The sequence below is a fragment of the Seohaeicola sp. 4SK31 genome (assembly GCF_028802875.1).
Classification (GTDB): domain Bacteria; phylum Pseudomonadota; class Alphaproteobacteria; order Rhodobacterales; family Rhodobacteraceae; genus Seohaeicola.
Genome location: NZ_JARAMP010000016.1, coordinates 44941 through 59340, shown reverse-complemented (window position 1 = coordinate 59340; position 14400 = coordinate 44941). Strand labels below are relative to the sequence as shown.

The following is a 14400-nucleotide window of genomic DNA, read 5'->3' as shown; positions in this document are numbered from 1 at the left end:
AACGGTGACACAGGCGGCGCGGCGTTTCAGCCTTGCGTGAGGCGCACACCTTCGCGGCCCGCCAGATCGGTCACGAATTGCCAGGCCACCCGGCCAGAGCGTGCGCCGCGCGTGGCCTGCCATTCGATCGCTTCGGCCCGCAGACGCTCTTCGGGGATGTCGATGCCGAAGGCCGTGCAATAACCCCGGATCATCGCCAGAAACTGATCCTGATCGCAGGCGTGAAAGCCCAGCCAGAGGCCGAAACGGTCGGAGAGGGACACTTTCTCTTCCACGGCTTCGGAGGGATTGATGGCGCTGGAGCGTTCATTCTCGATCATGTCGCGCGGCATCAGATGGCGCCGGTTCGACGTGGCGTAAAAGATCACGTTGTCGGGGCGTCCCTCGATCCCACCGTCCAGAACCGCTTTCAGCGATTTGTAATGCTGATCGTCATGGCTGAAGGAGAGGTCGTCGCAGAACAGAACGAACCGCTCGGGGCGCACGCGCAGCAGGTTCAGCAGGCGCGCGACGGACGGCAGATCCTCGCGCTGCAATTCCACCAGTTTCAGGGGCAGGCCCTGCGCCTGCACTTCGGCATGGACAGCCTTGACGAGGCTGGATTTGCCCATGCCGCGCGCGCCCCAGAGAAGGGCATTGTTCGCAGGCAGACCACGGGCGAATTGCAGCGTGTTCTCAAGCAGCGTGTCGCGCGACCGATCCACGCCCACCAGCAGGCGCAGCGCCACACCCGACACTTGCGGCACGGGTTCCAGCCGGTCAGGCTCGACATGCCAGACGAAAGCCTCAGCCGCGTCGAAATCCGGGGCTTGCGGCGGCGGTGGGGCCAGACGTTCCAGCGCCGCAGCGATGCGTTTGAGGGTCTTGGAACTCACTTCGACTTGTCCTCGCCGTCGGTCCCACTGGCCAGATCCTCGTCGAATTCCTTGATCAGCGGATCGTCGAAATCCTCTTCGTCATCGTAGTAACCCTCGGCGCGGAGTTTCTCTTCGCGCTTGGTTTCGACCCGGCGGACCAGAAAGATCGAAATCTCATAGAGCCCGTAGACCACGACAAAGAGGATGATCTGGGTGATCACATCGGGCGGCGTGACAAGGGCGGCCAGAATCAGGATGCCGACCACCGCATATTTGCGCACATTGGCCAGCCCTTCCGAACTGACGATCCCCGCCTTGCCCATCAGGGTCAGCAGGACCGGCAGTTGGAAGCAGAGGCCGAAGGCCACGATGAACTTGATTGTCAGGCTGAGATATTCCTGCGCGGAGCCCTGAAAGGCGATCCCGGCGACGGCGTTCCCCTCTGGTGCGGAGTCGCCCAGAATGGTGCCGGGTTGCTGGAAGCCCAGGAAGAAATCGAAGGCCAGCGGTGTCACCACATAGAAGGCGAAGCCTGCGCCCAGAAAGAACATGAAGGGCGAGGCCAGCAGGAAGGGCAGGAACGCGCCCTTTTCGGATTTGTAGAGGCCCGGCGCCACGAAGCGCCATAGCTGATAGGCGATGTAGGGGAAGGACAGCATCAGCCCCCCCATCAGCGAGATCGAGACGGCGACGAAGAAACCTTCCTGCAGGCGGATCAGGATCAGCCCGCAATCCTCGTGCCCGCGCTCGGCCATGGCCGAACAGAGCGGATGCGTCAGGAAGTTGAAGATCGGGTTCCATACCGTGAAGCAGATGATCATCCCAAGGATGAAGGCCACCACGGAATGGATCAGGCGCGTGCGCAGTTCCGCCAGATGCTCGATCAGCGGGGCGCTGCTATCGTCGATCTCGTCTTGTTTGGTCATGATCTACTCTTGCGCCGAGGGATCTGCGGTCTTTGCCTTGGACCGGGTCCGGGGCGCAGGTTTGGAGGCCGCAGCAGTGGATGTGGCCTTGGTCCTGGATGCAGCCGGTTTGGCCGCAGGCTTGGCCGGGGCCGCCGCCTTTGGCTTGGCTGCGGCTTTGGCCTTGGGGGCAGCAGCGGCTGGCTTGGCGGCGGGGGCCGCTTGCTCGGCCGCCACGGTCCGCGCCGCCTCGGCCTTGGCCGCGACAGCCTCGGGCTTGCTCTGCTCGCGCAGCTTGGCGGCCGCCTCGGCCCGGTCTGCGGCCAGTTTGGCGGTTTCCGAGCCGGGCTTCCACGCCTTGAGCTCGTCCGTCGCCTCGCGGATCTTGTCCAACCCCATCTTCTTGGGATCGGCCACGGATTTCAGGCTTTTGGCCACATCACGCACGCCCGACTCGTCGGCTGCGTCTTCCATTGCCCGGCTGAACTCCCGCGCCATGCCCCGCGCCTTGCCGACGAAGCGCCCCACATTGCGGAACAGCACCGGCAGGTCTTTCGGCCCGACCACGATCAACGCGACGATGCCGATGAGCAGAAGCTCGGTCCAGCCCAGATCGAACATGGATCAGACCTTGTCTTTCTCTTTGTCGGGCGTGACATCCTTGGTCATCTCGCCACTGCCGTCCTCAAGCTCTTTGGAGCTGTCGCTCACGCCGCGCTTGAAGGCGGTGATCCCCTTGCCGACTTCGCCCATCAGCGAGCTGATCTTGCCGCGCCCGAAAAGCACCAGCACGACCACCGCGATCAGCAGAAGACCCGGAAGTCCGATATTGTTCAACATTGCAGTTCTCCCTTGCTCGGCCCGTCGCGGCTTGATCCGCACAGGCCCTCAGCCATCACTCTCAACATCTAATGACGATCAGCGCCGGTTGGAAGAACCAAAGCAGCGATCATCCGGGGTTTTTCTGCCCTCGTCCCGCAGAACGCAAGCCCGAAGCCGGTTATTCCCGCCGTCGGCCTGTTCTGGCTTCACATATCCCGATGCCGCGCCTTGCCGCATCCTGCACAGTTGCCGCCGGGAACCGTGTCAGCGCACCGGAAAGACAAAGCAACGGTCGCGGCGGATCATCAGCCACAGCGGCTTGCCGGGTGCGGGCAGGAACACATTGGGCACGGTCGCCTTGAGGACCGAGCCGTCATGATCCATCCGGATCTCGACCAGACTTTCGCTGCCCATGAAGCGCGCGCGCACCACCTCGCCGCGTGCGGCGACGCCGTCCTGCACGGTGGGATTGGGGCCGCGTCCGCCCCGATCAAGGTCGATCTTGATGTGCTGAGGCCGGATCACGATTTCGACCTCGGCCCCGTCAGGCACGCCGGGCGCGAGGAACTGGCCAAAGGGCGTATCGGTCAGCGCGCCGCGAACAGTGCCCCGTATCACATTGATATCACTGAAAAACGCGACCGAATCGCGATCCTTTGGCGCGTTGTAGATGTTGTAGGGCGCGCCCTTCTGCACGATCCGTCCAGCGCGCATCAGCGCGATCTCGTCGGCCATCCGCATCGCCTCGTCCGGCTCATGCGTGACCAGAAGGACGGCGGCATCCTCCTGCTTGAGGATCTCGAGCGTCTGGTCGCGGATGTCGTCGCGCAAGCGGTTGTCCAGACCGGAGAAAGGCTCGTCCATCAGCATGATGCGGGGACGTGGCGCAAGGGCGCGCGACAGGGCCACGCGCTGCTGTTCGCCCCCGGACAGGGAATGCGGATAGGCGTCGATGAAGCGCAGGAGGCCGACCCTGCGCAGCAACTCTTCGACCCGCGCCCGGCGCGCCTCACGCGGGCCGGACAGGCCGAAGGCCACGTTCTCGGCGACGCTCAGATGGGGAAAGAGGGCAAAGTCCTGAAACATCAGGCCGATGGCGCGCCGCTCAGGCGGGACCCGGAACACGGTGTCGCAGATCAGGTGGCCATCCACCCAGATCTCGCCCGAATCCTGCATCTCGACGCCCGCGATCATGCGCAGCGTGGTCGATTTGCCGCAGCCCGACGGCCCCAGCAGGCAGGTGACCTGCCCCGGCATCACCGTCAGCGACACGTCATCGACCACCGCGACCCCGTCGAAACGACGCACAAGGTTGCGGATCTCGAGCCGGGGCACTGGCCCTTTCGCCGGCATGTCAGATACGTTGGTCAACGGGCTATTTCCGATCAATACGGTCGGGAAAGGCGCATAGCAGGCAGCGTCCCGCATCGCAAGGCCGCAGCGGAGGGACCGCTGCGGTCGGGTTCACCGGGGGCATGCCCCGTCTCAGATCGTGGCGTTGGTGGCGCCGCCGTCCAGAAGGATGTTCTGGCCCACGATGAAACCGGCATGGACCGAGCACAGAAAGGCGCAGGCCGCGCCGAATTCAGCAGAGGTGCCATAGCGGCCTGCCGGGATGGTGGCCGCACGGCGGGTCCGGGCTTCCTCGAGCGTGATGCCCTGCGCCTTGACCACACCGCCGTCCAGCGCATCGGCGCGGTCCGTCGCATGGATCCCCGGCAGCAGGTTGTTGATGGTCACGCCCTTGCCCGCCACCTGCCGCGCAGTGCCTGCCACATAGCCGGTCAGGCCGGTGCGCGCGGCATTGCTGAGGCCAAGCTGCGGAATGGGCGCCTTGACCGATTGCGAGGTGATGTTCACGACCCGACCCCAGCCACGCTCCATCATCGCGGGCATCAGGGCCTTCATCAATGCGATCGGCGTCAGCATATTGGCATCCAGCGCGCGGATGAAGTCATCCCGGTCCCAGTCCGACCACAGACCCGGAGGCGGCCCGCCCGCGTTGGTGACAAGGATATCGACGCCTTGGGCGGCGTTCAGAACGGCGGTGCGGCCATTCTCGGTGGTCACATCGGCCGCGACGGTGTCCACCTTCACGCCATAGTCGGCACGGATGGCGGCGGCGGCGGCCTCCAGCGCCTCGGCACCGCGTGCATTCATCACCAGATCGACGCCAGCCTCGGCCAGCGCACGGGCGCAACCCAGCCCCAGACCTTTGCTCGACGCGCAGACCAGCGCCCGTTTTCCCTTGATTCCCAGATCCATAGCGTCCTCCTGACAGATGTGGTCTTGCGACCCTCGCGGCCTTGCTAGCATCCCGGCGCAGGGAAATGCCAGCAAAAGGCCGGGACGTTGACCCGCTGATGCCACAATCCTATCTTAAACCCGGCAGGATAGCCCATGCGGTGTCCAAGAATCGGGCCCTGTTTCCGCATGTATGTTCACGAGTCACCGGGAGTGAAGCCGCCTCAATGATCGCATCCAGCCATCCCCCCGCCCTGCCCGGAACAGCCTTTGCGCTGCCCGTTTTGCCGGGTATCGCGCTGGAGGTTGTGGCCGGGGCCAATCTTGGGGACCCCCTGTCCTTTGCGGCGGATCTGATTCCCGACGACACCTATGCGCTGCTGCGCGGCGCGCGCACCCGCCGGTTGTCGCTGCATCACGATGGTCCTGCCCGGTTTCGCGTTGCGGCCGATACGGCTGCGGGTCAGCCCGGTGCCCTGCTGCATCTGGACAGTTGCCTGACCTTCATGACCACCGACGGCGAAACCGCCGAGGTTCTGGTCATGGTCGAAGTGGACCAGGGCGGCGATGTGGCCGAAGTGCATGTGCTGCCGCTGGTGCCGCTGAAACCCAAGACACGTTACACCCTTGTGACCATCGACACCGAGGGCGCCAGCGCCCGTCTGGCCGAGATCGCCTGCGTGTCCTTCAGCCGTGGCACCCATATCACCATGGCCACTGGCGAGCAGCGCCGGATCGAAGACCTGTGCCCCGGCGACCGCGTCCTGACACGCGACGAGGGTCCGCAGGAGATTCGCTGGATCGGCCAGACCACTCTGCGGGCGCATGGAGAGCATGCCCCCATCGTGATCACCAAGGGCACGCTGCACAATGCCCATGACCTGATTGTCAGTCCGGATCACCGGCTGTTCATCTATCAGCGCGCGGATGTGCTTGGCGCAGGCCGGGCCGAGGTTCTGGTGAGGGCGCGTCATCTGGTGAACGGCACCAGCGTCTATCGCCAGAACGGCGGCTTTGTGGATTATTTCCAGATCCTGTTCGACCGCCACCAGATCATCTATGCCGAGGGGATCGCCGCCGAGACGCTGCTGCTGGACCCGCGCACCAGCCCCGCCCTGCCCGCCGATCTGGCGGCGCGTCTGGGCGAGACTCTGGGCGGCCGCCATGGTGCCGGGCTTGAAGATTTCGAGGTGCCCGAACGTCTGCTGGATCTGCCCGATGCCGCCGCCGTGCTGCGGCGCGCCTCGCTGGGGTGAACGGCACCCGGCTTGCCTTTGCGCACGCCTCTGCCTAAAGCTGCGCTCATGTTGGACACGCCCTCGAACCGCCCCGCCCTGCCGCCCGAAATCGCCCGCCGCCGGACCTTTGCGATCATCTCGCATCCCGACGCCGGAAAGACGACTCTGACCGAAAAATTCCTGCTGTTCGGTGGGGCGATCCAGATGGCCGGTCAGGTCCGCGCCAAAGGCGAAGCGCGGCGCACGCGGTCGGACTTCATGCAGATGGAAAAGGACCGGGGCATTTCGGTCTCGGCCTCGGCCATGTCCTTTGATTTCCGCAACTTCCGCTTCAATCTGGTGGATACGCCCGGCCACTCGGACTTTTCCGAGGATACCTATCGCACGCTGACGGCGGTGGATGCGGCGGTGATGGTGATCGACGGGGCCAAGGGTGTGGAAAGCCAGACCCGCAAGCTGTTCGAGGTCTGCCGCCTGCGCGATCTGCCGATCCTGACCTTCTGCAACAAGATGGACCGTGAAAGCCGCGACACCTTTGATATCATCGACGAGATTCAGGAGAATCTGGCGATCGACGTGACGCCCGCCAGTTGGCCCATCGGCATGGGGCGCGATTTCATCGGCTGTTATGACATGCTGCGGGATCGGCTGGAACTGATGGACCGCGCCGACCGCAATGTGGTGGCCGAAACCATCGAGATCAAAGGGCTGGACGATCCGCGTCTGGCCGCGCATGTGCCCGCCGCGCTGCTTGAAAAGCTGCGCGAGGAGGTCGAGATGGCGCGCGAACTGCTGCCCACGCTGGATATCAAGGCCGTTCAGGAAGGCACCATGACACCGATCTGGTTCGGGTCGGCGATCAATTCCTTCGGGGTTAAGGAGCTGATGGACGGAATCGGCAATCTGGGGCCGGAACCGCAACCGCAGCGAGCCGAACCACGGATGATTTTGCCCGAGGAAACAAATGTTTCCGGCTTTGTCTTCAAGGTTCAGGCGAATATGGACCCCAAGCACCGCGACCGGGTGGCCTTTGTGCGTCTGGCCTCGGGGCATTTCATCCGGGGCATGAAGCTGACCCATGTCCGCAGCAAGAAGCCCATGACGATTTCCAACCCGGTGATGTTCCTTGCCTCAGACCGCGAACTGGCGGAAGAGGCATGGGCCGGTGACATCATCGGTATCCCCAACCACGGACAATTGCGCATCGGCGACACGCTGACGGAAGGCGAGGCGCTGCGCGTGACGGGCATTCCGTCCTTTGCGCCGGAACTGTTGCAGACCTGTCGTGCGGGCGATCCGATGAAGGCCAAGCATCTGGAAAAGGCGCTGATGCAGTTTGCCGAAGAAGGGGCCGCCAAGGTGTTCAAGCCCGCCTTCGGGTCAGGCTTCATCGTGGGCGTGGTGGGTGCGCTGCAATTCGAGGTGCTGGCCAGCCGGATCGAGCTGGAATATGGCCTGCCGGTGCGGTTCGAACAATCGCAGTTCACCTCGGCCCGCTGGGTGAACGGTGACCGGCAAGCTGTTGAAAAGTTTGTGAATGTCAACAAGCAGCACATCGCGCATGATCATGATGGCGACATCGTCTATCTGACGCGGCTGCAATGGGATATCGACCGGATCGAGCGGGATTATCCCGAGGTCAAGCTGACCGCGACCAAGGAAATGATGGTCTGATCTCAAGCCTGTCCGGCGCGGGCATGGCAGCCATGTCGCAGGCGCGCATTATCTGCGGGCCTGCCCAAGGGCCGGGCTTGAAAGGGACGCGGGCGCTGCCCATTCTGCTGCGCATGAGTGATGCCAGTGCCCCAACCTATCCCGGCGGTTTCGACGCCATCCTGACGCAGATGGAGGGGCGGCGTGAGCCGTTTTCCTATGAGGCTCAAGAGTGCCTGCCCCCGCTGGACGTGGATTTCGGCCCGCTCAAGACGGCCTGTGTCGATGGCCGTGCCCCCAGCGTGGAAGGGTCGCGTTCGACCTATGCGCGCAAGCTGCGTGATCTGTCCGAGGAGTTCGACGGCCTGCCGGAGCTGATGCTGCTGCACGGGTTGTTGATCGCGCATCTGCGCCGCCGCAGCGCCCCCGATCACACCGCCGCCCTGTTCCTGCGCCTGTGGTCCGAGGAATCGGACTGGCTGTTGAATCGTCTGGATTCGCGGTGGCTGGTCTCGGCCATCACCACGTTCGGCGATCATGGCACATCCGAGGTGCAGCGGCGCGTCGGCCAATCCCTGAGCCTGATGTTCGGGATGATGAAGCTTTACGAGACCGAGCGGCTGTATTCCGGAACGCCCCCGGATCAACCCTTTGCATGGTCGAAACGGCCCCAGACAGCGCTGGCCCTCCAGATGGACACCTATGCCTTGGGGGGCGGCGGTCTGGATGTGAACCTGCTGGGCCGTCTGTGGCAGGATGCGGGAAGCGATCCCGTGCTGGCCCCGCTGGCGCGGCATCTGCTGGAACTGCTGATCGCGGATGATCGCACGGTGTTCCGCCGCCTGCGCCTTATGCGGCGACAACGTGAAAAGGCGCAGAAGGCCGAGGGGAGTCGCCCTAAGCGGGGCCATGCCGCCCCGACCCGGCATGTGCCTGTGCCTGCGCGCGTGGTGAAGACGGATCCCGGAACGGTGCGCTGGGGCACCGTCTCGCTGGTCAAGGCACCGCTGCACCGGATCGCGGCCTTCGCGGCGCATCATCTGGATCTTGGCGCGGATCGCTTGCACATCCATCTGGACGAGCCGCATCCCGAGGCCTTGGCCTATCTGTCACGGCATCCGAAAATCGAGGTCACGACATGTGATGCGAATTGGTGGGCGGGTCAGAAGAAGCCGCGGATGAAGACCCATCAACTGCGGCAGGCCTGGGTTGCCACGCAGACCTATCACCGCTGCGATCTGGATTTTCTGGCGCATGTGGACGTGGACGAGTTCATCCTGTCCGGGTCGGCGCTCGGGCCCCTGATGGCGGCCTTGCCTGCCGGCATCGCCGCCATCCATCTGCCCCCTGCCGAATTGCTGGCCGGCACCACGGACTGTTTCAAACTGACCCCGCGCGACGCAGGTCAGGAAAAGGCGGTGCTGGAGGATATCTATCCCAATTTCGGCGGACATCTGCGCGGCGGGTTCATCAGCCACCGCGAAGGCAAGCTGATCGCCCGCTGTGGCATACCGGGCATCCGCTTTGGTCTGCATGCCGTGCTGTTGAACGGGTATCCCGCCAGCAACAGGTTGGCGCTGCCCGGACTGCGCCTTGGCCATGCCCATGCACCTGACTGGGACACGTTCCAGCGGCATCTGGCCTTTCGCATGGCGCAGGGGTCCTATCGGAAGACCGACGAAGAGGTTCTGGGCCTGCACGACATCCTTGACCTGTTGCAGGAAGAAGAAGGCGAGGACGGTCTGAGGGCCTTTTTCGCAGAGGTCTGCGAAGGCACTGATCGGCTGATCGCGTCCCTTGATGCCCATGGCATGCTCCTGCGCGCGCCGCTGGACACAGAGAGCAAGATCATGCGCGTTTTCGGCGCGGTTCCAAGGGGTTGAGCCACATGGCCCAGAGCAGAGCCTTGCCGAAATGGGGAATCGTCTCGACCATCAAGGCGCCTGTTCCCGCGATCCTTGCCTTTGCGGCCCACCATCTTGATCTGGGGGCCCATCGCATCTTTGTCTATCTGGACGACGACAACCGCGCCGCCTATGACCGGCTCAAGGCCCATCCCAAACTGCGCCCGGTTCTGACCGATGACTCCTATTGGGCCGGTTTGGGGATGAAGCGCCGCGCCAAGCACCAGTCGCGCCAGTTCGAGAACGCCCGCCACGCCTATGGCCGTGCCGGGGATCTGGACTGGCTGGCCCATATCGACGTGGATGAGTTCCTGCTCCCCGGCACGTCGCTTGCCGCGCAACTGGGCGCGCTGCCAGCGGATTGCCTGTGCGCCCGCATCCGCCCGATCGAGGCGCTGGCCCCCATCGCCCCGGATCAACCGCTTCATGCCAAGGCCTGCGCGCTGGACCGGGCCATGCGCAACCGCCAGACGGAACGGCTTTATCCCGATTACGGCGCGCATCTGAACGGCGGCTTTCTCAGCCATGTGGCAGGCAAGCTGGTCTATCGCACCGGGGTGGAGGGTCTGAAGGCCAATATCCACAACATCACGGTGGGCGAGACGCAGAATCCCGGACAGCAGGACCTGACCGGCACCGACCTGCTGCACCTGCATGCCAAAAGCTGGGAGGCGTTCATCACGGCTTTCCACTACCGTCTGGACAAGGGAAGTTACCGGGCCGAACTGAAACCGAACCGGCCCGTGGACAAGGGCGGATTGACCCTGCACGACATGTTCAAGGCGATCCATGACGCGGATGGCGAGGCCGGTCTGCGACATTTCTATGATCAGGTCTGCACCGCCACGCCCGCACATCTGGCCGCTCTTGACGCGGAAGGGCTGTTGCGGCGGCCCGCACTGGATCTGGACGGCGCCGTCGCCCGGCATTTTCCGCAAGCCTGACAGCGCGATGCGGCACCGCGAAGTCCCGCTCTCATTGACCGCCGCCACGCTTTAGGCTATGGCCTGCGCGGGGATCGCATATGTGGACAACCACGGGGCCATAGGGGCCCGACCCCCATCAGACGCAACGGGCCGTGACGTGTCCGTACTCAACGGATACACATGATAAAATTCTCTGATCTCAAACTCGACCCCAAGGTCCTCAAGGCGATTGAGGATGCGGGGTATGAAACCCCTACGCCCATTCAGGCCGGGGCCATTCCGCCCGCGCTGGAAGGCCGCGACGTTCTGGGGATCGCCCAGACCGGGACAGGCAAGACCGCCAGCTTCACGCTGCCGATGATCACGCTGCTGGCCAAGGGTCGCGCGCGGGCCCGCATGCCGCGCAGCCTTGTGCTTTGTCCGACCCGCGAACTGGCGGCGCAGGTGGCGGAAAACTTCGACACCTATACGAAATATCACAAGCTGACCAAGGCGCTGCTGATCGGTGGCGTGTCCTTCAAGGAACAGGATCAGCTGATCGACCGTGGTGTTGACGTGCTGATCGCCACCCCCGGCCGCCTGCTGGATCATTTCGAGCGGGGCAAGCTGCTGCTGACCGGCGTGCAGATCATGGTGGTGGACGAGGCGGACCGGATGCTGGATATGGGCTTCATTCCCGATATCGAGCGGATCTTCAGCCTGACACCCTTTACCCGTCAGACGTTGTTTTTCAGCGCCACCATGGCGCCCGAAATCGAGCGGATCACCAATACGTTCCTGTCGGCCCCTGAACGGGTCGAAGTGGCGCGGCAGGCCAGCGCCTCGGCCACGATCACGCAGGGCGTGGTCATGTTCAAGGCCAGCCGCAAGGATCAGGAAGCCAGCGAGAAGCGGCAGCTTCTGCGCAAGCTGATTGATTCCGAGGGCGAGAAGTGCCGCAACGCGATCATCTTCTGCAACCGCAAGACGGATGTGGATATCGTGGCGAAATCGCTGATGAAATATGGCTATGACGCGGCCCCGATCCATGGCGATCTGGAGCAGTCGCAGCGCACCCGCACGCTGGACGGTTTCCGCGATGGCACGCTGCGCTTCCTTGTGGCCTCGGATGTGGCGGCGCGCGGTCTGGACATCCCGAATGTCAGCCATGTGTTCAACTTCGACGTGCCCAGCCATGCCGAGGATTATGTCCACCGTATCGGCCGCACCGGGCGCGCGGGCAAGCTTGGCACCACGATCATGATCTGCACGCCGCGCGACGACAAGAATTTCGCCGATGTCGAACGCCTGTTGCAGACCGAGATTCCGCGCCTGCCCAATCCGCTGGAAGGTGTCATCACCCCGGCAAGCGATGACGACGGTGACAGCGCCGAGCGCGGCGCATCCTCACGCGGGAAATCCTCCAGCAGCCGGTCGCGCGGTTCGCGCAGCCGCGCGGGAGACAAGCCCGCCGCCAAGGACAATGCCCCGCAGGCCGACTCCGTGACCGAAGCGGCCCCCGTGCGCGAGGCCAAGCCGCGTGACGACAAGCCCCGCGAAGAACAGAGCCGCGAGCCCCGCGTCCGCGAGGACCGTCCTCGGGAGGAGCGGCCACGCGAGGATCGTCCCCGTGAGGAGCGTCGCACTGAAGGGCGGTCGGATGAACGCCGCGACCGTGATCGGCCACGTGGCGGTCAGGGCCGAGACAACACGCGCGACAACGGGCCAAAGGTCGTGGGCATGGGCGACCATCTGCCCAGCTTTATCGCCCTGAGCTTTGACGAGCGGCGCACGAGTTGATCCGCGTCTGATCAGGACCAAGCCGAACCCGCGCCGATCGCTCGACGCGGGTTTTTCTTTGCCGATGAACAGGTCAGACCGGGAATACCGGAAGCCCCCTGATCGCCATCGCGAAGGTCGCGGCTGTTGCCAGCACAAAGCCCGCCGACAGGACCCAGACCACCCGCAGCGCCGCAACCGGGGCTAGCCGCCGCACCGCCAGCAGACCGGCCAGCGGGATCACATGCATCGCATGGGTGGCCAGAAAATGCGGCAGCCGCAGGTCGCCCACCTCGCGCGACCACCCCATCAGCGGCACCCGCACGCCCGTGACGGGAGTGCCCACCAGATGCCCCGGTTGCCCGGCCATGTAGCCCGCCACGATCACTGTCAGCACGAAGGTCAGCCCCAGACCCAAAGCCACCGACAGGCGCAGCGCCTGATCCGGCAATCCTGCGGGGTGCCGCCAGATGGCGATGCCATAGACCAGCGAGGCCGAGGTCAGTGTGACCGCAAACAGGCCCATCAGGCTGTAGACCGTCTCCATCACCGGGGTGGACAGGTTGAAATGCGAGGCCGTGCCGAACATGGCTGCCCCGCCGATCCATGCCATTTCGGCCAGCACGCAGAAGACGACGATGGCGGCAAAGATCCGGTAGTCGCGCCGGTCGGTCATGCCCGCTGGCAGAAACCGGGCGAAGAAGGCAAGGCTGAGCAGATAGACACTCAGCGCCAGTTCGAACTTGAGCGGCTTCAGCCAGACCGCCTCGCCCTGAAACTGTCGCGGGTCGAGCGCCAACGCCAGAGCCGTGGGGATCATGGCAAAAGCCAACAGCACCCCCAGCATGGCGAAGCGCGGTTCAGCACTGAAAAGCCGTGGGATCAGGCGCCGGCGCGACTGGATCGGCATGGATGGGGAGAAGGACATATCGGTCATCTCAGGCCTCGATCTGGTTGGGGGTCAGCAGGCGGCGGACCGCCAGGATGGACAGGAACAGGATCAGCCCGATGGGACCGAACAGGAAGGTCAGCAGCAGGCTGGGCAGGATCAGCAAATGCGCGAGCCCTTGCGCCCGCGCGGTGCGGGTGATCCAGCCGCCGATGAACAGATCGAAGGCCAGAAAATGCACCCATCCGGCCAGCGCCATCCACGGGTTGGACAGAAGCAGCATCACATTGGCCAGACTGTCGAAGCCGCCCTGCCCCTGCCACCAATAGCCAAGGATCACGGCTACATAGAGCAGCGACAGGATCGCGGGGATGATGAAGCCCCCGATCCGGTCGGCCCATCGCGGGGCCAGCGGCGACAGGGCAAGGATGATCCAGCCGATCATGGCAAGCGGGCTGGCATATTGGAACAAGGTGTCGGGGGACATGGCAACCTCATCTGGACAGTGGCAAGTTCAGGATGCCAGCGCGATCTGGACAGTGTCAAGACAAAATATTGACACTGTCCAGATTGAGGGCTAAGCTTATGACATGACATTGGAAAAACATCCCTATCACCACGGCGACCTGCGCGCGGCGCTGCTGAAGGCTGGCGAGGCTGTACTGGCCGAGACGGGAATCGAGGGTTTCTCGCTGCGCCGTGTGGCGCGCGAAGTGGGGGTCAGCCATTCGGCCCCCGCGCATCATTTCGGCGACACGCAGGGCCTTTTGGCGGCCTTGGCGGCGGAAGGGTTCCGGCAGTTTCTGGAGGCAATGCAGGCGCGGCAGGCCAGTTGCAGCAGCGACGACCCGCAGGACTTGTTGATCGCCTCGGGCCTTGGCTATCTGGATTTCACGCTGGCGGCCCCCGCCCTGTTCAAGCTGATGTTCGGATCGGACCGGGTGGATGTGTGCGACCCTGATCTGGAAGTAACGGCCGAAGCCGCGTTCGACCATTTGGCGCAGGATATTGCGCGGCTGCGCGGCGTGTCACCCTATGAGGATGCGGATGCGATGGCCGATGTCATGGCCAGTTGGAGCATGGTGCATGGGTTCGCATCATTGCTGCTGTCGGGGCGGATGCATCCCGTGCAGGACATGGACCAACCCGCGCGCGAGGCGTTCTTTCGTCAGGTTTTCGCCCGCGTCACAGGATGAACGCGGGC

14 protein-coding genes are annotated in these 14400 nt (G+C 64.1%); 6 read left to right on the top strand and 8 right to left on the bottom strand.

Features of this window, described 5'->3' with window-relative positions:
• Nucleotides 1–26: 26 nt before the first annotated feature.
• The 6 genes from PVW27_RS14260 to PVW27_RS14235 form a co-directional block, all read right to left on the bottom strand.
• Nucleotides 27–875, bottom strand: a complete 849-nt coding sequence (locus PVW27_RS14260; protein ID WP_274558787.1) for an ATP-binding protein — start codon at nt 873–875, stop codon at nt 27–29.
• Nucleotides 872–1783 carry a twin-arginine translocase subunit TatC gene (tatC, locus tag PVW27_RS14255; RefSeq protein WP_274558785.1) on the bottom strand — a complete coding sequence of 304 codons (912 nt, stop codon included), beginning with the start codon at nt 1781–1783 and terminating at the stop codon, nt 872–874. The genes PVW27_RS14260 and tatC overlap by 4 nt, the downstream gene beginning before the upstream one ends.
• A gap of 3 nt (nt 1784–1786) precedes the next feature.
• A complete protein-coding gene (gene tatB, locus PVW27_RS14250) occupies nt 1787–2383 on the bottom strand; it encodes a Sec-independent protein translocase protein TatB (RefSeq protein WP_274558784.1) in 597 nt (198 codons plus the stop codon).
• Between the two features lie 3 nt (nt 2384–2386).
• Nucleotides 2387–2602: a twin-arginine translocase TatA/TatE family subunit gene (locus tag PVW27_RS14245; protein ID WP_274558782.1), complete on the bottom strand. Its 216-nt coding sequence runs from the start codon at nt 2600–2602 to the stop codon at nt 2387–2389.
• A gap of 246 nt (nt 2603–2848) precedes the next feature.
• A complete protein-coding gene (locus tag PVW27_RS14240; protein WP_274558859.1) occupies nt 2849–3937 on the bottom strand; it encodes an ABC transporter ATP-binding protein in 1089 nt (362 codons plus the stop codon).
• 132 nt (nt 3938–4069) lie between these two features.
• The gene (locus PVW27_RS14235; RefSeq protein ID WP_274558781.1) at nt 4070–4849 is read right to left on the bottom strand and encodes an SDR family oxidoreductase; all 780 of its coding nucleotides are present in this window, start codon (nt 4847–4849) and stop codon (nt 4070–4072) included.
• 206 nt (nt 4850–5055) lie between these two features.
• On the opposite strand from PVW27_RS14235, the gene PVW27_RS14230 reads away from it, so the two are divergent.
• The 5 genes from PVW27_RS14230 to PVW27_RS14210 all read left to right on the top strand — a co-directional run bounded on the left by PVW27_RS14230 (nt 5056) and on the right by PVW27_RS14210 (nt 12328).
• Nucleotides 5056–6084 carry a Hint domain-containing protein gene (locus PVW27_RS14230; RefSeq protein ID WP_274558780.1) on the top strand — a complete coding sequence of 343 codons (1029 nt, stop codon included), beginning with the start codon at nt 5056–5058 and terminating at the stop codon, nt 6082–6084.
• Between the two features lie 48 nt (nt 6085–6132).
• Nucleotides 6133–7740: a peptide chain release factor 3 gene (locus tag PVW27_RS14225; protein ID WP_274558779.1), complete on the top strand. Its 1608-nt coding sequence runs from the start codon at nt 6133–6135 to the stop codon at nt 7738–7740.
• A gap of 77 nt (nt 7741–7817) precedes the next feature.
• On the top strand, nt 7818–9602 hold the full coding sequence (locus PVW27_RS14220) for a glycosyltransferase family 2 protein (protein WP_274558778.1): 1785 nt from the start codon (nt 7818–7820) through the stop codon (nt 9600–9602).
• 5 nt (nt 9603–9607) lie between these two features.
• Nucleotides 9608–10567 (top strand): glycosyltransferase family 2 protein, encoded by a 960-nt coding sequence (locus tag PVW27_RS14215; RefSeq protein ID WP_274558776.1) that lies wholly within the window; start codon nt 9608–9610, stop codon nt 10565–10567.
• A gap of 162 nt (nt 10568–10729) precedes the next feature.
• Nucleotides 10730–12328 (top strand): DEAD/DEAH box helicase, encoded by a 1599-nt coding sequence (locus PVW27_RS14210; RefSeq protein WP_274558774.1) that lies wholly within the window; start codon nt 10730–10732, stop codon nt 12326–12328.
• 73 nt (nt 12329–12401) lie between these two features.
• On the opposite strand, the gene PVW27_RS14205 is transcribed toward PVW27_RS14210, so the two are convergent.
• Nucleotides 12402–13244, bottom strand: coding sequence for a hypothetical protein (locus tag PVW27_RS14205; RefSeq protein ID WP_274558772.1), 843 nt, complete (start codon nt 13242–13244; stop codon nt 12402–12404).
• 1 nt (nt 13245) lies between these two features.
• A complete protein-coding gene (locus PVW27_RS14200; RefSeq protein ID WP_274558771.1) occupies nt 13246–13683 on the bottom strand; it encodes an ABA4-like family protein in 438 nt (145 codons plus the stop codon).
• A 103-nt stretch (nt 13684–13786) separates the two neighbouring features.
• Between PVW27_RS14200 and PVW27_RS14195 the strand changes: the two genes are divergently transcribed.
• Nucleotides 13787–14392 carry a TetR/AcrR family transcriptional regulator gene (locus PVW27_RS14195; protein WP_274558769.1) on the top strand — a complete coding sequence of 202 codons (606 nt, stop codon included), beginning with the start codon at nt 13787–13789 and terminating at the stop codon, nt 14390–14392.
• Nucleotides 14393–14400 lie beyond the last annotated feature (8 nt).